Raw genomic sequence first — 19,866 nt, forward strand, 5'->3', positions numbered from 1 at the left:
GCCGGCGCACCCTGCGCCCGGTCCCATCCGCGCCGTCCGGAGGGGACAAACGGGACTCATCACACCTCCCGCACGGTCAACACAGCGGCCGCACGGAGCCACCGCGTCGGGAGAGGCACGGAGAGCACGCCACCCCGCGCACCATGATCCGGAAGCTATCTGAAAACTTTTCAGAAAAACATGCCGGAATCCCGGCCTTTTAACCTTGGCTTCAACGACCAACTCCCGACTCAACTCACTCGGAAAAGCCTGTGACCAGGTCCAACACATTCCCGGGAAATCCAGGGGCGAAGCAGAGCTTCCGGAATCCTTGCGGAAACTGTTGACAACTCAGAAGGCCGGTCCAACACTGCTGGCATCGACGGAGAGCTCAATCGCCGTCGGTCCAGGTCACGAGCCGCGACCTGGTCTTTCCGGTCGTCGACCGCCCGACGACCGGCCAAGCCCCGCCGCGTTGCACGACACCGACGCGCGGTCGGCATCACCCTGGCCACCGACAGGTCCGTCGGGTCGCATCACGCTGCCTGGCCTCGCGCCAGCCTTCACAAGGAGGAAGCATGGAGATGGACAACGCCCCCACTCACCCCGACAGCGCCCTCGAGCATCAGGAGGACGCCCCGGCCCGCTCGCTCAGCCGCAGGGGCTTCATCGGCGGTGCCGGTGCCCTGGCGCTGGCCACGTCCGCGCTGGTGCTGCCCGGCACCGCCCACGCCCAGACCATCAACACCAACCAGACCGGCAACCACAACGGTTACTACTACTCGTTCTGGACCGACGCCCAGGGGACGGTCTCCATGACCCTGGGATCCGGTGGCAACTACAGCACCTCGTGGCGCAACACCGGTAACTTCGTCTGCGGCAAGGGCTGGAGCAACGGCAGCCGCCGGACCGTGAACTACTCGGGCAGCTTCAACCCGTCCGGCAACGGCTACCTGTGCCTCTACGGGTGGACGTCCAACCCGCTCGTCGAGTACTACATCGTCGACAACTGGGGCACCTACCGGCCCACCGGTACGTACAAGGGCACCGTCAGCAGTGACGGCGGCACGTACGACGTCTACCAGACGATGCGGTACAACGCTCCCTCCGTCGAGGGCACCAAGACCTTCCCCCAGTTCTGGAGCGTCCGGCAGTCCAAGAAGACGGGCGGCACCATCACCACGGGCAACCACTTCGACGCGTGGTCCCGCTACGGAATGCGCCTGGGCAACTTCAGCTACTACATGATCATGGCGACCGAGGGCTACCAGAGCAGCGGCAACTCCAACATCACGGTGTACTGACCCCGCACAGCGCAACATCGCCCCGGGGGGGGGGGGGGCCCGGGGCCCCCCGCGCTTCCGCCCCATCGTAGAGCGCCTTCAGCAGCAGATGAACAGCCGCCCGGCCGGGTCCTGTTGGAGCGGCCAGGGGTAGCCGAGGGGGCAGCGGCGGCCGTCGTGGCGGTGCCAGAAGCGGGCCTGGGGGGCCACGCAGGACGGACACACCCACATCGGGGGGCGGCCCTGCACCGTGATGTCCGGCCACAGGATGCGGCCGCACCGGTCGCAGGGGAGCTGGCTTGGCACATGGTCTCGCACCCTCGGCATCCTTCTGCGCGGTGCGGGTCCATGCGGCCGACCAGGCCCCGCGTTCCTCCAAACGGATGACGGGCGGGCACCGCGCGGCGGACGCCTCGGGCTCTTGAGCGAACGCTCAAAACGGGGGGTACGCTGGGGTCTTGAGCGATCGCTCAAGACCCGGAGGAGGGGACCATGACCGGACGGACCGCCGTCGTCGTGGGCGGGGGAATCGGCGGCCTCGCCACCGCGCTGGCGCTGACACGGCGCGGTTGGGAGGTCGAAGTCCTGGAGCGCGCCGACGAGTTCACCGAGATCGGCGCGGGCCTGTCGCTGTGGCCCAACGCCCTGCGCGCCCTGGCCGCGCTCGGTCTGGACGAGCGCGTGCGGGCGCTGGGCGCCGTGGAGCGCGGCGGCGGGCTGCGGAGCCGGCGCGGCCGGTGGCTGTCGCGGTCGGACAACGCCGAGCTCGAACGGCGTTTCGGCTGGCCGCTGCTGGTGGTGCACCGGGCGGATCTGGTACGGGAGTTGGCGAACGCGCTGCCCCGGCAGGTGCTGCGGCCGGGCAGCGCGGTCCGCGGCGTGACGGCGGACGGCGAGGCGCTGGTCGTCGAGCACACGCGGGGGACCTCCCGCGCCGACCTGGTCGTCGGGGCCGATGGCCTGCGCAGCACGGTCCGCCGTCAGTGGTGGCCGGAGGCCGCCGCGCCGCGCTACGCCGGGCACACGGGCTGGCGCATGGTGACCGAGCCGCTCGCCGAACCGCCCCTGGAGGGCGCCGCGTTCTGGGGCCGGGGCGAGCGGTTCGGGTTCACCGCGTTGCCGGGCGGGCGCGTCTACTGCTTCGCGACGGCCACCACCCCGTCCGGCGGCGCCGCCCCCGGCGGCGAACGCGCCGCCGTGCTGGACCGGTTCGGCTCCTGGCCCGACCCCGTTCCCCGGCTGCTGGCGGCCGTTCCCGAGAACGCGGTGCTGCGGCACGACATATACGACCTGCCGCCGCTGCCCGGCTACACGCGCGGCCGCGTCGCGCTGCTGGGGGACGCGGCGCACGCGATGACACCGGCCCTGGGCCAGGGCGCCTGCCAGGCCCTGGAGGACGCGGTGACACTCGCCGTCTGTCTGGCGGCGACCTCGGACATGGGCGCGGCCCTGGCCGACTACGACCGGCGGCGGCGGCCCCGGACCCAGGCCGTCGTCCGGCGCTCGGCCAGGCTGGCGGCGGTGGGCCAGTGGGCGTGGCCCCCGGCGGCGCTGCTGCGTGACATCGCCGCGCGGGCCACGCCCGTTCCGCTGTCGCTGCGCGCCATGGCGCCGGTCCTGGACTGGACCCCGCCGGCCGCCCGGGCCCGGGGGTAGCCGATGCCCGACTGGACCTACCACCCGCTGCGCGGGGCCGCCGCGCGTCTGCTCGGGGAGCGCCGGTCGCAGCGAGCCGCCCTGCGGGCCCTGGCCACAATCGGCTCGCTGCCCGGCGGCGGGCGGCTGATCGCATGGGGCTTCGGGCACCGTCATCCGCCCGCCGCGCTGGCCGGGACGGTCGCGGGCGTCGCGGTGCGCGCCCGGCTCGGGGCGCTGGTGCCGCCGGGGCTGGCGCGCGACGCGGTGCGCGCGTTCCCGCCGCTCGGGGCGGGCCTGGTCGTGGTGGCGCCGGTCGGCGCGGCGGATGTGCCGGTGGTGCGGCGGGCCGGCGTGTCCCGGTGGTGGTCCGCGCCGCCGGGGCGGACGGCCCGGCCGTGGCCCGGGCGCTGGCCCCGCATGTCGACGCGGTCACCCTGGGGCCGGAGCCCGGTCTGCTGTATGTGACGTCCCCCTCGCCGGCCGAGGCCGCCGCCGCGCTGGCCGATCCGGCGCGTGTCGTGGTGGCCCCGCCGGAGGTGCTGGTGCGGTCGGGGCCGGGCTGGTTCGCCCGGGTGACGGAGGCCGCCACCCCCACCGGCCCGCCGCCGCCCGCGGTGCTCGGCGTCGGGCGCGACCCGAGGCGCTGGCCGGCGTGGTGGTGGGGCGTGCTGACGGGTGTGGGCATGGTCGTCGCGGGCCTGGGCGCCGCCGCGATCGCGCTGGGCCCGGTGCTGCTGTGGTACGACCGGGCCTATCTGGGCCTGGACACGGGCCAGTTGGCCGCCGTCAACGCGCACCTGACGCACTTCCTGCGGCACGACCGGATCACCATGGCGGGCACGATGGTGACCATCGGCGTGCTCTTCGCCGGGCTCGCGGCCGGCGGCATGCGGCGCGGCTGGCCCTGGGCGCGGGAGGTCTATCTGCTCACCGGCTGGGTCGGATTCCCCACGCTGTTCTACTTCCTGGGCCTGGGCTTCGTGGAGCCGCTGCACACCGCCGTCACCGTGGTGCTCTTCCCGGTGTTCGTGGCCGCCACCCGCCGCCGCCCGGCCCGGCCCCGCTGGACCCTGCTGCCGGAGGGCCCCGAACGCGAACGCCACCGGGCGCTCCTCGGTCAACTCCTGCTCGTGCTGGTCGGGTTCGGGCTGTTCATCGGCGGGGTGGCGGTGTCGGCGGTGGGCCTCACCGGCGTGTTCGTGGACAGCGACCTGGAGTTCCTGGGGACCGACCGCGCGACGCTGGACGCCGCCCACCCCCGGCTGCTGGCGTTCGTCGCGCACGACCGGGCGGGGTTCGGCGGGGCGCTGATGGCGGCGGCCACGGCCGTCACCCTGCTCGCCGCGTGGGGCTGGCGGCGCGGCGAGTCCTGGGTCTGGTGGACGCTGGCCCTGGCCGCGGTCAGCGGCTTCCTGCCCGCGCTGCTCGTGCACGGCGCCATCCACTACACCGACTTCTGGCATCTGGCGCCGGTGTACGCGGCGGTGGCGGGCACCGCCGTGGCACTGGCGCTGGCCCGCCCGTATCTGTGTACGCGGCCCGAACGGGCGCCCCAACCTCCGCCCGCGCCACGGCGGAAGGCGGCGGCCGGCCACCGCGTACCGTGATGCGTATGGCGGACACCAGGCAGCGACTTCTCGACGGGGCGATGGAGACGATCCGCCGACAGGGCATCGGCGGCGCCTCCGCGCGGGCGATCGCCGCGACCGCCGGCGTCAACCAGGCCTTGGTCTTCTACCACTTCGGCAGCGTCGGTGACCTGATCGCGGCGGCCTGCCGGTCCGGCACCGAGGCCCGGATCGCGCCGTTCCTGACGCGGCTCCACGAGGTGGCCAGCCTGCGGGAACTGCTCGCCCTGGGCCGCCAACTGCACGCTGAGGAGCGAGAGTTGGGCAATGTGACGGTCCTCTCCCAGGTGCTGGCCGGCGCCCAGACCGACCCCCAGCTCGCCGAGGCCGCGTCCGCCGCGCTGCACCTGTGGATCGGTCCGATCGAACGGACGCTGGAGCGGCTGCTGGACGGCTCTCCGTTGGCAGAGGTCACCGATGTCCCGGGCCTGGCCCGGGCGGTGAGCGCCGGGTTCATCGGGCTGGAGCTGTACGAGGGGATCGACCCGGGGGGCGCGGCGGCGGCGCTGCACGCGCTGGAACAACTCGCGGCGCTCGCCGAGGTGATGGACGACCTCGGCCCGGTGGCCCGCCGGGCGCTGCGGGCGCGGCTGCGCAAGTCGGCGGCGGCGAGGTGACACCCGCAACCGCGTTGGCGCACGCCCGCGTCTACCCAGGGTGATGCTGACCGAACGACGTTCGACGTTCCTGCTGTGGCCCGCACTGGCCGGCTGCCTGCTGGCGGCCGGGTGGCTGGCGTTCGAGGCCCTGACGACCGACGCGCACTTCGTGTACGGCGGGCCCTGGCCGGATGTGCCGTCCGGCATGACCTATCCGTTCGCGTGGTGGCCCTTCGCGCTCACCCTCGCCGGCGCGCTGCTGACCCGCGGCCTGGTCGAGTTCGGCGGCGAACGGGCGGGTTCGCGGCCGCTGTTCGTCCTCGGCGCGGCCGGCGCGACGCTGATCGCCGTCTCGCTCGCCGTGCCCCACACCTATGCGAGCGTCTGGTCCGGCGACGGGACGGCGCTGGAGTCGCCGCTGGCCCGCGGCGGAATCGGCTTCGGCGCCCCGTTCGTGGTGCTGGGCGCCGTCCTGCTGCTCGCGCGCATCGTCCGGCCGCGCCTGCGCCTGGGCCGGATCGGCGTGCCGTGCGGCGTGCTGGGCGTGACCATGCTCCTGCTGGGGCCGCCGCTGATGGAGTCGGCCGGGACCGACGGCAGTCCGCACATCGCGGGCCCGGCCGTGCTGCTGGCCACGGCGGGGGTCGCGTTGCTGTGCGCCGCCCTGCCGGCCCGCTGACCGGCTCACTCGTCCGGACGATCCTCCCCTCCCCCGTGGCCAGATCGCCGGTCACGAACTCCACGCCGTCCTCCGGCGCGTGGCCGTGCCGGCTCAGCACCCGCACCTCGCGGCCGGCCTCCCGCAGCAGCGGCGTGACCAGGCGTCCCAGGGTGCCGGTGCCACCGGTGAGCAGAACGATCGATGTCATGATTCCTCCAAAAGCACTCGGACTGGGTGGTCTCCAGTCGCATCAAGCAGGGGCTCTACGGCTCTGACCCCCCGCGAGGAAGGAACGTGACACGGTGGACGAGCGCGCTGGGCGGACGGAGCGTTTCGAGGAACACCGGTCTCATCTGCACGCGGTGGCCTACCGGATGCTCGGCTCGGCGAGCGAGGCCGATGACGCCGTCCAGGAGGCCTGGCTGCGGCTGAACCGCGCCGACACCGACGACGTGGCCAACCTGGGCGGATGGCTGACCACGGTGGTCGCGCGGGTGTGCCTGAGCATGCTGCGCACGCGCCGGACCCGGCGCGAGGAGTCCCTGGAGGCGCAGATGTCCGACCGGGCCCTCGGCCCGGGGGACGGGCCCGATCCCGAGCGGGAGACGCTGCTGGCCGACTCGGTGGGGATGGCGCTGCTGGTGGTGCTCGACACGCTGGCGCCCGCCGAGCGGCTGGCGTTCGTGCTCCACGACATGTTCGCGGTGCCGTTCGACGAGATCGGCGCGATGATCGAGCGTTCCCCGGCCGCCGCCCGGCAGTTGGCGAGCCGCGCCCGGCGCCGGGTCAAGGGGGGCACCCCGGTGGCCGACGCCGATCTGGCCCGCCAGCGCCGAGTCGTCGACGCCTTCCTGGCCGCGTCCCGGGGCGGGGACTTCGAGGCGCTGGTGGCGCTGCTCGACCCGGACGTGGTGTTCCACGCCGACCGGGCGGCCGGCCCCACGCGCCACCCCATCGTGCTGCGCGGCGCCCACGCCGTGGTCAAGGGCGCGTCCGCCGCCTCGGCCCGGGCCCGGCTGTCCCAGCCAGCGCTGGTGAACGGCGCGGTCGGGCTCGTCATGGCCCCGCGCGGACGCCTGATCCTGGCGCTCGCGTTCACGGTCCGGGACGAGAAGATCACCGCGATAGACGTGATCGCCGACCCGGAGCGCCTGCGGGAGCTGGACCTGGGCGTGCTCGACATCTGACGCGGCTCACCGCGGGGTGGCCCTGGCGGGCCGCCCCGCTCCCCACACCCTAATATCGAACACGTGAACGAGCTGCCATCCGATCTGCCGCGCCTGCGCACCCTGGCGACCTGGCTGGAGCTCCAGCTCACCGCGGTGCGCGGGGCCATCGACGAGGCCGAGGAACGGGCCGGTCCCCGCTGGTGGGTGCAGTGGATGCGCACCGCGGCCGGGGAGCCCCGGCGGGGGGTGCTGCACCGCGCCGGGTGCTGGTGCCCGGGGGCGCCGGACCTCCATCTCGCGGACGCGCGGCGGGTGGTGGCCGAGCACGGCGGCCGGATCGAGACGTGCCTGGTGTGCCGGGCCGAGGTGCGGGAGGAGAAGGACTGACCGAATCGGAGGCGGACCGGCCGAGTCAGTCGAGGCTGGTGATCTGGACGGGCGTGATGCGCCGGTTCTCCGGGTTGATGAGGACGACCAGCAGCCCGGTCGCGAAGGCGGCGGTGTACATCGGCCCGTCGCCGAACCCCATGGGCACGGCCATGGCGTGCGGGTCCTCCTCCAGCCGGCGGAAGAGCCGGAACACCGCGCCGCGCGGGGACTCCCCGAGGCCGGTGAGCATCTCGAAGGTGTGCTCCGAGATATGGACGTGCCAGGTCACGAGGCTCCCTGCCCCTCCAGGCGGTTCTTCCACTGCTCGTACATGGCCACGCCCTCGGGCGACTCGGCCTCGTACTCGGCCGGCAGCCGGCCGTGCTCGTCGAAGTACTCGACGAGCCGGGTGAGTTGGGAGCGGCCGGCCTCGAACGCCTCGGCCAGGCGCCGCCACCGCTGGAGCACGGCGGGCAGCAGCCCGATCTCGCTGAACGTCGCCTCCCGCAGGAACGTGGCACGCAACTCCGGGTGCGGCAACGCGTGGGCGATGGCGTCGATGGTCCACTTCGTGCTCATCGGGGCCTTTCGGGCGTTCACGGATGGCTCCGAGATTAGCGGCCCCGGCACCGGCCCCGGCACGCGCGTGCCCGGTCGGCGGGTGCGTGGGGTAACGCGCCGCGCCGGGGGCCGGGTTGAGGCGCCGGCGTCACACGCCCGGCGCGGCCGACGCGCTGTTCCTGTCGCCGACGGCCTTCGCGAGAACGCCCTTCAGCAGGGAGCCGGCCGCGGCGAGCCCCGCCGCGCCGGCGGTCTCCCACATCGACGCGGAGAACAGGCCGGCGGGGCCCGCCGCGATGGCGACGCCCGCGGCGGACACGACGAACGTCGCGACCACGCGCTCGGCGAGGTCCATGAGATAGGTCCGCGCGGTGCGCAGGACGCCGGAGGGTGATGGGAGAGGTGATGTCACGTCCTGCTCCGATCCATGGGTAACTGTCCTGGGATTCCTACCCGTTGAGCAGTCGGTTGGCGACGCCGAGTGACATGGTTACCCCTTCGATCACCTGCCCGATACCGGTCGCCGGTCCTGCCCTGTTTCGATCCCCTCGGCCGCCCTATTCGGTGCGCAGGGCCGTGGCGGTGCGGGTGCGGGCGGCCCAGCCCGCGGGCAGCAGCGCGCCCAGGACGGCGATGAGCAGGCCGCCGAGGGCGAGCGGGACCACTTCGGCCGCGTCGTAGACGGCGATGACGGAGTCCGGGAGGGTCAGGCCCGCGCCGTCGCCCATGGCGGGCATCACCCAGCCGTGCAGCGCCACCCCGATCGGCACGCCGAGGGCGCCGCCGGCCAGTCCGGTCACGACGACCGAGGTGACGACCATCGCGATGACCTGCCGGGGAGTCATGCCCAGCGCCTTGTGAACGCCCAGTTCCCGGACGCGTTCACGGGTGTCGAGCACGACGCCGTTGAGCACCCCCAGGGCGGCCACGGCCACGAGCAGCAGCGTGAGCATCGTGGCCAGCGCGTTGAGGGTGACGACAACGTCGCTCTCACCGCCGTCGCCGCCGGTCCGGGCGACGACGCCGAGCGGGCTCAGCTCCGCGTTCAGCGCGTCGATGTAGTCGGCCACGTCCGTGCCGGGCGTCACCGCGATGTGATGGCTCGTCGGTGCGAGGTCCGGCTCGGTCGGGGTCAGCGTCGCGGCATCGGTGAAGACGTCCATGCCGTCGTTCCGGGTGTCGAAGACCTCGCCGACAATCCGCACCCGGACCTCACCGCCCCGGCCGTTCAGCGTGACCGTGTCCCCGACCCGGGTGCCCGTCGCGGTCAGGAACGGAGTTGGCACCACGGCCTCGCCGGGGCCGTCGAACCAGCGGCCGGAGACCATCCGGTAGCCGCCCCAGGAGGCGTCGCCGGTGAACCCGAAGACCGTGAGGGAACCGGACGTCCCGGAGACGGTCGCCTGCGTCGTCGCGGCGCCGTAGTACGCCCGCGTGCCGGGCTGGGCGTCGATCGCCGCGGTGACCGCGGCCGGGTCGGCCGCCTCCGCGGGCCCGGCGCCGGGGCCGTTCGGCCGCGGACCCGCTTCGGGGTCGCCGATGGTGACGTCGGCGGCGTTGTGCTCCCGGGCGGTCAGCACCTCGCTCAGCGACGCGCTCAGACCGAAGGTGAACGTGACGGCGATCGTGCCGAACACGACAGCCGTGCCCGTGGCCAGCGCGCGCGCCGGTCGGGCGAAGGGGCGCGTGAGCCCCAGGCCGACCGGGCGCGGCAGCGGGAGCCGCGCGGCCACCCGGGCCGCCCACCGGCCGCGGCCGGGCAGCCGGGCCCGCCCGACGGCGATCGCGTCGACGGTGCGCAGCCGGCCCGCGCGCCACGCGCTGGCCCACGCGGTCACGGCCACCACGCCGAGCACCCCGCCCAGCACGACCGCGTCGACCCGGGGATCGACGCTCAACCCCGTGGAGCGATAGGCGGTTTCGGCCTGGGAGAGCACCGGGACGGCCAGCAGGTGGCCGACGACGGCACCCAGCGCCGCGCCGACCGCCGCCGGGATCAGGGCCTGGCCCATATGGGCCCGGACGACCTGTCCCGGGGTGAAGCCGATCGCCTTGAGGATGCCGATCCGGCGCAGCCCGGCGCCGACGGTGCCCGCGACCACGTTGCCGACGATGAGCGCCGACATGACCAGTCCCAGGACGCCGAACGCGATGAGGAACGGGACGAACAGCGCCGTGTCGCGTTCCGCGCGCTTCTTGACGGCGAGCCAGGACTGCGCCCCGGCCGCCGCCTCCGCCGGGACGCCCGCCGTCACGGCCTCGCGGCCCGCGGTGACCTGGGCGGCGGTGTCCGCCTCGGTGAAGCGGTAGAGCATCTGATACCCGCCGACCGTGCCGGGCGCCGTGAGCGAGTCCATCTCCGAGGGGACCACCCAGGCGTCGGCGGTGCGGCTGACCGAGCGGGCCAGGCCGACCACCGTCAGCGTCGGTTCGCCGGGCAGTTCGGGGAACGCCAGCCGCATGCCCGGCGGCACGAAGAGCCCGGAGTCGGCGGACAGCACGATCTCGCCGGGGCCGGTGGCCCACCGTCCCTCGGTCAGCGCCACGTTGTCGACGGGACCGCCGGGATCGGCGCGGCCGACGACGGTCATCGGCTCCCCGGGTATGCCCCGCTCCGGCTCGGGGGTGACCGACGCCGTGCGGAACGGGCCCGCGGTGGCGGTCACTTGGGGGGCGTCCGCGGCTGCCGACAACTGGTCGGCGCCGGTTTCGCCGGCGTCGAACTGGAGGGACAGGTGTGCTCCCTGCTGCCGGGCGAACGCCTTGTCGAACGGCGCGCTGGAGGCCACGAGCAGCGAGCCGCCGAGGACGGACGCGGCCACCGCCATCAGCGTGGCGAGGCCGATCACGACGGTGGGCACCCTGCGGCGTCCCACGCCGGAGCGCACCACCCGGCCGAGCACGCTCATCGGACCGGCTCCGAGGCGAGGTCGGCGGAGACCCTGCCGTCGACGAGCTGGATCGTGCGCCGCGTGCAGGAGCGGGCCAAGCCGAGGTCGTGAGTGACGACGACGACGGTCTGGCCGTCGGCGTTGAGGTCGGTGAGCAGGCCGCAAACGTCCTCGCCGGCGGCCGTGTCCAGGGCGCCGGTCGGCTCGTCGGCCAGCAGCAGGGCCGGCCGGTTCATCAACGCCCGGGCGACCGCGACCCGTTGCCGTTCCCCGCCGGACAACCGGCCCGGGTAGGCGCGGGCATGCCGGTCGATGCCGAGCGTTTCGAGCAGCTCCGCCGCGCGGCGGTGCGCCTCGCCGCGTGCCATGCCCGCCAGTTGGGCGGGCAGGACGACGTTGTCGGTGACGGTCAGGTCGTCCAGCAAGTTGAAGAACTGGAAGACCATCCCGATCCGGGACCGCCGGTAGCGCGCGGCCGCGGCCTCGCCCAGTTCGTCGACGCGCACGCCGTCCACAGTGACCGTTCCCGAGTTGGGCCGGTCCAGGCCCGCGATCAGGTTGAGCAGCGTGGACTTGCCGCTGCCGGACGGCCCGAGGATCGCGACGGCCTCGCCTGCCGCCACGGTCAGCGACGCGTTCCGCAACGCGGGCGGCCCGTCGTCGTAGCCGCGGCTCACCTCGCGGATCTCGATCAGCGGTGTGGTCATGAAATCTCCTCGGTCACTGCGTCGTTGGCGCGTTGGACGTTAGGAGCGCCGCCGGTCCGGGCGCGTCGGCCGCGCGAGGCACTTCGCGTACCGCGCCGGGCGGAGGGCGGCCGGTGTCATCCTCGCGATGTAGGCGACGGGTGCAGGCGGGCGCGGCCGGGGGGCGGCGGGGAGGATGCCGCAGACCCCGGCCGCCGGTGAGAATGGGCCGGTGATGAACGTGTCCGCGAGGAACCGGGCGCGCGACTGGGCCCGTTCGCTGCTGCGCCCCACCGGTCCGCTGCCGCGGCCGACCCGGCGCAACCTGGCCTTCGACGCGGCACTGGCGCTGGTCCTCGGCCTCGGTGCCGTCGAGTACGCCACGGGCTACGGGGAGGACGTGCCCTCCGAGGGAGGTCCCCCCGAGCTGCCGCCTCTCCCCATGGACTACCCCGAGCCGGCGCCGATGGAGCACGGCGGCTGGCCGGGGCCGGTGGCCCTGGCGGTCCTGGCCGCGGCGCCCCTGGCACTGCGCCGCCGGTATCCGCTGGCCGTGCTGTGGATCGTGACGGGGGCGGCCTATCTGACGCCGGACGCCGGGGCCAGGCTCACGTTCTACGCCCTCGTCGTGGCCGGCTTCACCGCCGCGGCCTACAGTCCGTACCGCGCGCCGGCCCTGGCCAGCGTGCTGGCGGCCAGCATGGTCCCGGACTCGGTGGGGCCCCTGGTCGACAACGACTACCTCACGCCGCTGATCCTGGTCCCGATCGTGGTGATGGCCAACGGGCTGCACACCTGGCAGCTCCGGGCCAGCGAGAGCCAGGCGCGGATGTCCGCGCTGGCCCGCGAGCGGGCCGAGGAGCTGCGGCGCGCGGCCGAACAGGAACGCGCGCGCATCGCCCGTGAACTGCACGACGTGGTGTCCCACAACGTGAGCGTGATAGTCATTCAGGCGGGCGCGGCCCGCACGGTCATGGCGACGGCTCCCGAGCAGGCCGCGGAGGCGCTGCTCGCGGTCGAGGCGGGCGGCCGGGCGGCCATGGCCGAACTCCGCCATGTCATGGGGCTGCTCACGATGGACAGCAACGGCCCGGACGCGGCCGACACGGCGGATCTGGCGCCGCAGCCGGGCCTGGACCAACTGTCGGCGCTGGTCGGCCGGGTGCGGGGCACCGGGGTGCGGGTGGAGCTGACCGTGACCGGGGAAGCACGTGCCCTTCCGCAGGGCGTCGAACTGGCCGCCTACCGGGTGGTCCAGGAGGCGTTGACCAACACGGTGAAGCACGCGTCGGGCGCGTCCGCGACGGTGACCGTCGCCTACGGCGGCGACCAGTTGCGGGTGGAGGTCACCGACACCGGCGGCCCGCCGGGCGCGGGCGCCGCGACGGGCAACGGCCGCGGGCTGATGGGGCTGCGCGAACGGCTGGCCGTCTACGGCGGCACCCTGCACGCCGGGCGGCGCCTGGGCGGCGGGTACCGTGTCCGGGCGCTGATACCCGTGGAGGCACCGTGACCGAGCCGCTGCGCGTGGTGCTCGCCGACGATCAGACGCTGGTCCGCACGGGGTTCCGGATGATCCTGACGGCCGGCGGCATCGACGTGGTCGCCGAGGCGACCAATGGCGCCGAGGCCGTGGACGCGGTCCGGCGCACCCGGCCCGATGTGGTCCTGATGGACATCCGGATGCCGGAGCTGGACGGCCTGGAGGCCACCCGGCGCATCCTGACCGGCACCCCGTCCGAGCCGCGCGTGCTCATTCTGACGACGTTCGACCTGGACCGTTACGTCTATGCCGCGCTGTCCGCCGGGGCCAGCGGCTTCCTCCTCAAGGACGTCACCCCGGAGCACCTGGTCGCGGCCGTCCGCATGGTCCGCTCCGGCGACGCGCTGCTGGCTCCGGCGATCACCCGCCGCCTGGTGGCACGCTTCGCCCGCCGGGACAGCGACACGGTCACGCTCCACCGCGACCTCGCGGCGCTGACGCCACGCGAGTTGGAGGTGCTGGAGCTGCTGGCCCGGGGCCTGAGCAACGCCGAACTGGCCGGCCGCCTCACGCTGTCCGAGTCGACGGTCAAGACCCACGTCGCCCGCATCCTGGCCAAACTCGGCCTCCGCGACCGGGTGCAGGCCGTCATCGTCGCCTACGAGACGGGCCTGATCGGCATCGGCGACCCCGGCCCGGCCCGCCCCTGAGCACCCGCGCCGTCGGCGGCGTGCGGGTAGGCGACCCGCAGGACCTGAGGAGGCGTCATGTATTCGCCCGGCGTTGACAAGTTCGGATCTGTGGGGCGCTTTCGGAAGCACCCGGTCGGTCGTCGTGGGTCTCTGGTGATCCTTCTCATCTGCCTCGCGCTCTGGGGCGGCTTCCTGGCCTTCGGGTTGTTGGTGCTCGCTCCCTGAGACCGGGAGAAGACCGCGCGGCTCAGCGGATCTGGCGGCCCGAGATGGCGCGGGAGATGACCAGGCGCTGGATCTCGCTGGTGCCCTCAAAAATGGTGTAGATCTTCGCGTCGCGATACATCCGCTCCACCGGGTGTTCGCGGCTGTAGCCCGCGCCGCCCAGGATCTGGATGGCCTTCTCGGTGGCGGTGACCGCGAGTTCGCCCGCGCGGAGCTTGGCCATCGAGCCCTCGCCCGCCGTGAACTCGCGCTCGTTGCGCGCCATCCAGGCGGCGCGCCAGATCAGCAGGCGGACCGCGTCGATCTCCGTGCGCAGGTCGGCCAGGGCGAACGCGATGGCCTGGTTCTCGATGATGGGGCGGCCGAACGCGACGCGCTCGCCCGCGTAGTCCAGCGCGTACTCGTAGGCGGCGCGGGCGATGCCGAGGGCCTGGGCGCCCACCGTGGGGCGGGAGACCTCGAAGGTGGCCATGGCCGCCTGGCCCTTGGCGCGGTCGCCCTCGCGGGCCCTGGCCAGCCGGCGGTCGAGGCGTTCCCGGCCGCCGAGCAGGCAGTGCCCGGGGACGCGCACGTCGTCGAGGAAGACGTCCGCGGTGTGCGAGGCGCGCAGGCCGAGCTTCTTGATCTTGCGGTTGCCGGTCAGGCCGGGGGTGCCGGGCGGGACGACGAACGCGGCCTGGCCGCGCGCGCCGAGGTCCGGCTCCACGGAGGCGACGACCACGTGGACATTGGCTATGCCGCCGTTGGTGATCCACGCCTTCTGGCCGTTCAGGACCCATTCGTCCTTGGCCTCGTCGTAACGGGCGCGGGTGCGCATCGCGGAGACGTCCGAGCCGGCCTCGGGCTCGGAAACGCAGAACGCCGCGACATTGGGCTCGGACTCGTCGCCGAAGCACTGCGGGACCCACTCGACGAGCTGGTCGGGGGTGCCCGCGGCGAAGATGCCGGCCACCGCGAGGGAGGTGCCGAACAGGGCCATGCCGATGCCGGCGTCGCCCCAGAACAGCTCCTCGTTGGCGATCTGGAGGGTGAGCCCGCTGGGGTCGCCGAACATCTCGGCCAGCGACTCGAAGCCGTAGAGGCCGATCTTGGCCGCCTCCTGGATGACGGGCCAGGGGGTTTCCTCGCGTTCGTCCCACTCCGCGGCGGCGGGCCGGACGACGTCGGCGGCGAAGCCGTGCACCCAGTCGCGGACGTCGCGCTGTTCTTCGGTGAGGTCGAGGGAGAAGCCGCTCATGAACGGGATCACTCAGCCCTTCGGGATGTCGAACAGCCGGGTCAGGCCGGAGGCGAGCCCGATGTCGCCGGCGACTTTCAGCTTGCGGGTCATGAACATCGTGACCGGGCTGCCGTTGCCCGAGACCAGCTTGAGGAACTCGGCGTCGCCCATGGTGAGGGTGGCCCGCGGCTCGGCGTCCGAGCGGCCCTCGGTGACCGTGCAGGTGCCGTCGGCGATCGTGGTCTCGTAGACGACGACCGGGTCGCCGGTGACCTCCCAGCGGATGACGGCCCTGAGCGAACCGGCGCTCTCCGGACGGAACTGCCGCTCCATCCGCCCGAACACCTCGGCCAGCACGCGGGTGCGCAGCTCGCCGCGCATCAGCCCCGAGATCTCCTTGGCGGACAGCCCCTTGACCAGGGCGGCGAACTCCCGCGGCGTCACGCTCGCGAGGTCGAGTGCGGCCAGATCGGGGGTGGGTTCTGCCATCGGGCTTCCTCACTCTGCGCGTGCTCGGAGCCTGCTCCGAGACCTTACTCCGAAGTAGACTTACCAAGAAGTAAGATTAGAGTCCGCGCAGGTAGGCTGGCAAGAGTGACCGACAAACGGAGACGGCGGCTCCCCCGGAGCGTCCGCGAGCAGGAGATCATCGACGCGGCGCTGCACGTCTTCTCCAAGCGCGGCTACCACGCGGCCGTGGTGGACGAGATCGCCGAGCTGGCGGGGATCTCCAAGCCGATGGTGTATCTCTATCTGGGCTCCAAGGAGGGCCTGTTCGTCGCCTGCGTCCGGCGCGAGTCGGAGCGTCTGGTGGCGGCCTTCCGGGAGGCCGCGCAGGCCGGGGACTCCCCCGAGCGGCGGCTGTGGGCCGGGCTGTCGGCGTTCTTCGCGTTCGTCGCCGAGCACCGGGGGAGCTGGGTGGTGCTGCACCGGCAGTCGCCCGGGCAGGGCGAGGCCATCGCCGAAGAGCTGGCGGCGGCCCGCCGCTCGGTGATGGCCGAGGTCACCGGGCTGGTCCGGGACGGCATCACCGAGGGCGGCGGCGCCGTTCAACTCGGCGACCAGGACGCCGACTTCGTGGCGCACGCGCTGGTGGGCGCGGCCGATTCGCTGACCGACTGGATGGAGCTGCACCCGGAGCAGGCGCCGGGCGGGGTCACGCTGCGGCTGATGAACATGGTGTGGGTGGGCATGCGGAACGTGCTGGCCGGCGAGGTGTGGGCGCCGCCGCACGACGAGTGAGCGGACCGGCGGTCAGTCGGCCGTCACCCGGCCGTGCAGGTGGCGTCGACCGCCCTGGGCGGCCCGGAGCTCGAACGACCGGTCGGGGCCGGCCGGTCCGGCGTGGAAGGTGACCTCGGCGGGCAGGCGCACCGGCGCCCGGAAGGCGACCTCGGCGGTGAACGCGTCGGGCAGCGCGTCCTCAAGTGCGGCCAGACAGCGGGCCTTGGTCCACATGCCGTGCGCGATGGCGCCCGGGAAACCGAACAGCCGGGCGGCCAGCGGGTGGAGGTGGATCGGGTTGCGGTCGCCGGAGACGGCGGCGTAGCGGCGGCCCGTTCCGGCCGGCACGCGCCACGGCGTTCCGGGGCCCTCGACCGGTCCGGGCGCGGCGTCCCCGGCGGGCGCGGCGCCCGGACCGGCCGCGCGCCGGCGCAGATAGGTGCTGGCCGACCGCCACACCGGGGTGCCGCCGCCGTCGGCGGCCTCGGCGGCGATGTCGAAGGCGGTGCCCCGGGGGTGCGGCACCGGCCCGGCCGCCCACACGTGGTAGGTGAGGCGTTCCGCCGGGGCGATGGGCCGCGTCTGCTCGACGCGGTTGGCAACATGGACCAGCCCGGGCAGCCGGAAGGGGAAGTCGCGCCGGGTCATCAGGTCCATGGCCAGCGGGAACGCGACGAGGTGCGGGTAGGTGACGGGCAGCCGGTCGGTCCGGCGGAAGCCGCAGACCTCGTGGTAGCGGGCGAGGCGGGCGGGATCGGCCGCGGTGGCGGGGAGTTCGAGCCGGTGGCCGGGCAGCGGGCCCTCGCCGCGGCGGGGCAGCAGCAGGGCGCGGGCGTAGGAGCGGAGCACGCGGTCACGCCCCCAGCAGGGCCTGGCCGCAGACCCGCAGCACCTGGCCGGTGACCGCGCCGGTGCCGGGCGAGGCGAAGTAGGCGACGGCCTCGGCCACGTCGACCGGCTGTCCGCCCTGGCCGAGGCTGTTCATGCGGCGGCCGGCCTGCCGTATGAGCAGGGGCACGGCGGCCGTCATGCGGGTCTCGATGAAGCCGGGGGCGACGGCGTTGACGGTGATGCCGCGGGCGGCGACGGCCGGGGCCAGGGCCTGGACCAGGCCGATCAGACCGGCCTTGCTGGCCGCGTAGTTGGTCTGGCCGACGTTGCCCGCGATGCCGCTGATGGAGGAGGTGGCGACGATCCGGCCGCCGTCGCGCAGGGCGGGCAGCAGCGCCTCGGTCAGCCGCTCGACGGCGATGAGGTTGACCCCGAGGACGGCCTGCCAGCGGTCGGCGCTCATCCGGGCGAGGGTCTTGTCCCGGGTGATGCCCGCGTTGTGGACCAGGATGTCGAGCCCGCCGTCGTGGTCCTCGCGCAGATGGTCCTCGATCCGCCGCCCGGCGTCCTCGGCGGTGATGTCCAGGGCCAGCGCGGTGCCGCCGAGCCGGCCGGCGACCGCGGTCAACTCCTCGGCCTGGCCTGGCACATCGAGACAGACGACGCGGGCGCCATCGCGGTGCAGGACCTCGGCGACGACTGAACCGATGCCGCGGGCGGCGCCGGTGACCAGGGCGGTGCGGCCGGCCAGCGGGCGGTCCCGGTCGGCCGGCTCCGCCGCCGCCGCGCCGCCCGGCGCCAGGCGCAGCACCTGTCCGGAGACATAGGCGGAGCGGGCGGAGAGAGCGAAGCGGACGGTGGATTCCAGCGCGTCCTCCGCGCCGGGCGCGATCAGCAGCAGGTGCGCGGTGGAGCCGTCGCGCAGCTCCTTGCCGAGGGAGCGGACGAAGCCCTCCAGCGCGCGCTGCGCCGCCGCCTCGCCGGGCGTGGCCGCCGCCTCGGGCGGGGTGCCGAGCACCAGCACCCGGCCGCAGGGGGCGAGAGAACGGACGCGGGGGTGGAAGTAGGCGTGCAGCTCGGCGAGTTGGGCGGTGGAGGTGATGTCGGTGGCGTCGAAGAGCAGGGCGTGCGGCCGCACCGGGTCCGGCTCGACGGCCGCGCCCAGGGAGTCCAGCACGGCGCGCAGCGGCTTGACGGCGCGGGCGTTCTCCGTGTGGCCGAGCGCGACGGGGCCGGGGACGGGGGGCGCGCCGGGCTCGTGCCGCCGCAGCCGGACGGGGCGCGGCAGGCCCAGCCGCCGGGCGAGGAGGGCACCGGATCGGCTGGCGACGAAGGAGAGGTAGCGGTCGGCCATTGATTTCCTCCTTACTGAAGGGTAAGTCTACTGGGAAGTTAAACCAGAGAGAGGGAGACTGCCATGACAGCGGTCGGTCGCCGGGTGGCGATCCTCGGCGGGAACCGCATTCCCTTCGCCCGCTCCGACGGGCCGTACGCGACCGCCTCCAACCAGGAGATGCTGTCGGCGGCGCTGGCCGGGCTGGTGGAGCGGTTCGGGCTGCACGGCCGGCTGCTGGGCGAGTTCGTCGCGGGCGCGGTGCTCAAGCACAGCCGGGACTTCAACCTGGCCCGGGAGACGGTGCTGGGCAGCGCGCTGGACAGCCGCACCCCCGCCTATGACATCCAGCAGGCGTGCGGCACCGGCCTTGAGGCCGTCATCCTCGTCGCCAACAAGATCGCGCTGGGCCAGATCGACTGCGGCATCGCGGGCGGCGTGGACACCGCCAGCGACGCGCCGCTCGCGCTCAACGACGACCTGCGCCAGGTGCTGCTGCGCGCCCGGCGTGAACGCACGCTGCCGCGCCGACTGCGCGCGCTGGCCGGGGTGCGGCCCCGGCACGTAGTCCCCGACATCCCGCGCAACGCCGAGCCGCGCACCGGCCTTTCCATGGGCGAGCACGCCGCGCGCACCGCCGTCGAGTGGCAGGTCACGCGCGCGGATCAGGATCTGCTCGCCGCGGCCAGCCACACGCGGCTGGCCGCCGCCTACGAGCGCGGGTTCTTCGACGACCTGCTGACCCCGTTCCGCGGTCTGACCCGGGACCAGAACCTGCGTCCGGACAGCACCCCGGAGCAACTGGCGCGGCTGAGACCGGTGTTCGGCCGGAGCCCGGACGCCACCATGACCGCGGGCAACTCCACGCCGCTGACCGACGGCGCCGCCACCGTGCTGCTGGCCTCGGAGGACTGGGCCGCCGAGCACGGACTGCCCGTCCTCGCCCACCTCACCCATGTCCGCACGGCCGCCGTGGACTTCGCCGACGGGCCGGACGGACTGCTGGCCGCGCCGGTGTACGCCGTGCCACAACTGCTGGCGGACGCCGGGCTGGAGCTGGGCGAGGTGGACCTCTACGAGATCCACGAGGCGTTCGCCTCCCAGGTGCTGGCCACCCTCGCCGCCTGGGCGGACCCCGGCTTCTGCGAGCGGCGGCTCGGCCGGGACGGGCCGCTGGGGACGCTGGACCGGGACCGGCTCAACGTCACCGGCTCGTCCCTGGCCACCGGCCACCCCTTCGCCGCCACCGGCGGCCGCATCGTCGCCACCCTGGCCAAGCTGCTCAACGAGCGCGCCCGGACGCAGGACGGGCCGGTCACCGGGCTCGTGTCCATCTGCGCCGCGGGCGGCCAGGGAGTCACCGCCATCCTCGAAAGTCGCCAAGGGAGCTGACAC

The 19,866-nt window shown here is 74.0% G+C and carries 22 protein-coding genes; 12 read left to right on the top strand and 10 right to left on the bottom strand.

What is annotated here, in order from left to right:
• The first annotated feature begins 563 nt into the window (after positions 1-563).
• Entirely contained in the window at positions 564-1,283 is a 720-nt protein-coding gene (locus RM590_RS25415) for a glycoside hydrolase family 11 protein (protein ID WP_311707151.1), read from the top strand.
• 78 nt (positions 1,284-1,361) lie between these two features.
• Here the strand turns inward: RM590_RS25415 and RM590_RS25420 are convergent, their stop codons facing one another.
• Complete coding sequence (locus RM590_RS25420; RefSeq protein WP_311707037.1) at positions 1,362-1,568, bottom strand: hypothetical protein; 207 nt, start codon at positions 1,566-1,568, stop codon at positions 1,362-1,364.
• 186 nt (positions 1,569-1,754) lie between these two features.
• Between RM590_RS25420 and RM590_RS25425 the strand changes: the two genes are divergently transcribed.
• From RM590_RS25425 to RM590_RS25460, 7 genes are all read left to right on the top strand, one after another.
• A complete protein-coding gene (locus RM590_RS25425) occupies positions 1,755-2,918 on the top strand; it encodes an FAD-dependent oxidoreductase (RefSeq protein ID WP_311707038.1) in 1,164 nt (387 codons plus the stop codon).
• 3 nt (positions 2,919-2,921) lie between these two features.
• Positions 2,922-3,365, top strand: a complete 444-nt coding sequence (locus RM590_RS25430) for a hypothetical protein (protein ID WP_311707039.1) — start codon at positions 2,922-2,924, stop codon at positions 3,363-3,365.
• Positions 3,260-4,507, top strand: a complete 1,248-nt coding sequence (locus RM590_RS25435) for a hypothetical protein (RefSeq protein WP_311707040.1) — start codon at positions 3,260-3,262, stop codon at positions 4,505-4,507. Before RM590_RS25430 ends, RM590_RS25435 begins: the two co-directional genes overlap by 106 nt.
• 5 nt (positions 4,508-4,512) lie before the next feature.
• Complete coding sequence (locus RM590_RS25440) at positions 4,513-5,145, top strand: TetR/AcrR family transcriptional regulator (protein WP_311707041.1); 633 nt, start codon at positions 4,513-4,515, stop codon at positions 5,143-5,145.
• Positions 5,146-5,188: 43 nt separating this feature from the next.
• Positions 5,189-5,806, top strand: coding sequence for a hypothetical protein (locus RM590_RS25445; RefSeq protein ID WP_311707042.1), 618 nt, complete (start codon positions 5,189-5,191; stop codon positions 5,804-5,806).
• Between the two features lie 284 nt (positions 5,807-6,090).
• On the top strand, positions 6,091-6,975 hold the full coding sequence (locus RM590_RS25455) for a sigma-70 family RNA polymerase sigma factor (RefSeq protein WP_311707043.1): 885 nt from the start codon (positions 6,091-6,093) through the stop codon (positions 6,973-6,975).
• Between the two features lie 63 nt (positions 6,976-7,038).
• Positions 7,039-7,344, top strand: coding sequence for a hypothetical protein (locus RM590_RS25460; protein ID WP_311707044.1), 306 nt, complete (start codon positions 7,039-7,041; stop codon positions 7,342-7,344).
• A gap of 25 nt (positions 7,345-7,369) precedes the next feature.
• On the opposite strand, the gene RM590_RS25465 is transcribed toward RM590_RS25460, so the two are convergent.
• From RM590_RS25465 to RM590_RS25485, 5 genes are all read right to left on the bottom strand, one after another.
• Complete coding sequence (locus tag RM590_RS25465) at positions 7,370-7,615, bottom strand: hypothetical protein (protein WP_311707045.1); 246 nt, start codon at positions 7,613-7,615, stop codon at positions 7,370-7,372.
• A complete protein-coding gene (locus RM590_RS25470; protein WP_311707046.1) occupies positions 7,612-7,926 on the bottom strand; it encodes a hypothetical protein in 315 nt (104 codons plus the stop codon). The genes RM590_RS25465 and RM590_RS25470 overlap by 4 nt, the downstream gene beginning before the upstream one ends.
• A gap of 109 nt (positions 7,927-8,035) precedes the next feature.
• Positions 8,036-8,299, bottom strand: a complete 264-nt coding sequence (locus tag RM590_RS25475; protein ID WP_311707047.1) for a holin — start codon at positions 8,297-8,299, stop codon at positions 8,036-8,038.
• 145 nt (positions 8,300-8,444) lie between these two features.
• Complete coding sequence (locus RM590_RS25480) at positions 8,445-10,796, bottom strand: ABC transporter permease (RefSeq protein ID WP_311707048.1); 2,352 nt, start codon at positions 10,794-10,796, stop codon at positions 8,445-8,447.
• Complete coding sequence (locus RM590_RS25485; protein ID WP_311707049.1) at positions 10,793-11,485, bottom strand: ABC transporter ATP-binding protein; 693 nt, start codon at positions 11,483-11,485, stop codon at positions 10,793-10,795. Before RM590_RS25485 ends, RM590_RS25480 begins: the two co-directional genes overlap by 4 nt.
• A 214-nt stretch (positions 11,486-11,699) precedes the next feature.
• Between RM590_RS25485 and RM590_RS25490 the strand changes: the two genes are divergently transcribed.
• Positions 11,700-12,977: a sensor histidine kinase gene (locus RM590_RS25490; RefSeq protein WP_311707152.1), complete on the top strand. Its 1,278-nt coding sequence runs from the start codon at positions 11,700-11,702 to the stop codon at positions 12,975-12,977.
• Entirely contained in the window at positions 12,974-13,657 is a 684-nt protein-coding gene (locus RM590_RS25495; RefSeq protein WP_311707050.1) for a response regulator transcription factor, read from the top strand. Before RM590_RS25490 ends, RM590_RS25495 begins: the two co-directional genes overlap by 4 nt.
• A gap of 229 nt (positions 13,658-13,886) precedes the next feature.
• Here RM590_RS25495 and RM590_RS25500 read toward each other — a convergent pair whose 3' ends face one another.
• Entirely contained in the window at positions 13,887-15,101 is a 1,215-nt protein-coding gene (locus RM590_RS25500; protein WP_311707051.1) for an acyl-CoA dehydrogenase family protein, read from the bottom strand.
• A gap of 12 nt (positions 15,102-15,113) precedes the next feature.
• On the bottom strand, positions 15,114-15,572 hold the full coding sequence (locus tag RM590_RS25505; RefSeq protein ID WP_311707052.1) for an SCP2 sterol-binding domain-containing protein: 459 nt from the start codon (positions 15,570-15,572) through the stop codon (positions 15,114-15,116).
• A gap of 105 nt (positions 15,573-15,677) precedes the next feature.
• Here RM590_RS25505 and RM590_RS25510 point away from each other — a divergent pair, with 105 nt between their 5' ends.
• The gene (locus tag RM590_RS25510) at positions 15,678-16,325 is read left to right on the top strand and encodes a TetR/AcrR family transcriptional regulator (protein WP_311707053.1); all 648 of its coding nucleotides are present in this window, start codon (positions 15,678-15,680) and stop codon (positions 16,323-16,325) included.
• A gap of 12 nt (positions 16,326-16,337) precedes the next feature.
• On the opposite strand, the gene RM590_RS25515 is transcribed toward RM590_RS25510, so the two are convergent.
• The gene (locus RM590_RS25515; RefSeq protein WP_311707054.1) at positions 16,338-17,156 is read right to left on the bottom strand and encodes a MaoC family dehydratase; all 819 of its coding nucleotides are present in this window, start codon (positions 17,154-17,156) and stop codon (positions 16,338-16,340) included.
• A 4-nt stretch (positions 17,157-17,160) separates the two neighbouring features.
• Positions 17,161-18,492 (bottom strand): 3-oxoacyl-ACP reductase, encoded by a 1,332-nt coding sequence (locus RM590_RS25520; RefSeq protein ID WP_311707055.1) that lies wholly within the window; start codon positions 18,490-18,492, stop codon positions 17,161-17,163.
• A 63-nt stretch (positions 18,493-18,555) separates the two neighbouring features.
• Here RM590_RS25520 and RM590_RS25525 point away from each other — a divergent pair, with 63 nt between their 5' ends.
• Complete coding sequence (locus tag RM590_RS25525) at positions 18,556-19,863, top strand: acetyl-CoA C-acetyltransferase (protein ID WP_311707056.1); 1,308 nt, start codon at positions 18,556-18,558, stop codon at positions 19,861-19,863.
• The last annotated feature ends 3 nt before the right edge of the window (positions 19,864-19,866 follow it).

This window comes from Streptomyces litchfieldiae (genome assembly GCF_031845365.1).
Lineage (GTDB): Bacteria > Actinomycetota > Actinomycetes > Streptomycetales > Streptomycetaceae > Streptomyces > Streptomyces litchfieldiae.

Coding starts and splice junctions, on each gene's coding strand:
- RM590_RS25505 (WP_311707052.1), bottom strand. CDS start 15,572: ATGGCAGAACCCACCCCCGATCTGGCCGCACTCGACCTCGCGAGCGTG.
- RM590_RS25415 (WP_311707151.1), top strand. CDS start 564: ATGGACAACGCCCCCACTCACCCCGACAGCGCCCTCGAGCATCAGGAG.
- RM590_RS25480 (WP_311707048.1), bottom strand. CDS start 10,796: ATGAGCGTGCTCGGCCGGGTGGTGCGCTCCGGCGTGGGACGCCGCAGG.
- RM590_RS25425 (WP_311707038.1), top strand. CDS start 1,755: ATGACCGGACGGACCGCCGTCGTCGTGGGCGGGGGAATCGGCGGCCTC.
- RM590_RS25490 (WP_311707152.1), top strand. CDS start 11,700: ATGAACGTGTCCGCGAGGAACCGGGCGCGCGACTGGGCCCGTTCGCTG.
- RM590_RS25440 (WP_311707041.1), top strand. CDS start 4,513: ATGGCGGACACCAGGCAGCGACTTCTCGACGGGGCGATGGAGACGATC.
- RM590_RS25430 (WP_311707039.1), top strand. CDS start 2,922: ATGCCCGACTGGACCTACCACCCGCTGCGCGGGGCCGCCGCGCGTCTG.
- RM590_RS25525 (WP_311707056.1), top strand. CDS start 18,556: ATGACAGCGGTCGGTCGCCGGGTGGCGATCCTCGGCGGGAACCGCATT.
- RM590_RS25445 (WP_311707042.1), top strand. CDS start 5,189: ATGCTGACCGAACGACGTTCGACGTTCCTGCTGTGGCCCGCACTGGCC.
- RM590_RS25520 (WP_311707055.1), bottom strand. CDS start 18,492: ATGGCCGACCGCTACCTCTCCTTCGTCGCCAGCCGATCCGGTGCCCTC.
- RM590_RS25485 (WP_311707049.1), bottom strand. CDS start 11,485: ATGACCACACCGCTGATCGAGATCCGCGAGGTGAGCCGCGGCTACGAC.
- RM590_RS25500 (WP_311707051.1), bottom strand. CDS start 15,101: ATGAGCGGCTTCTCCCTCGACCTCACCGAAGAACAGCGCGACGTCCGC.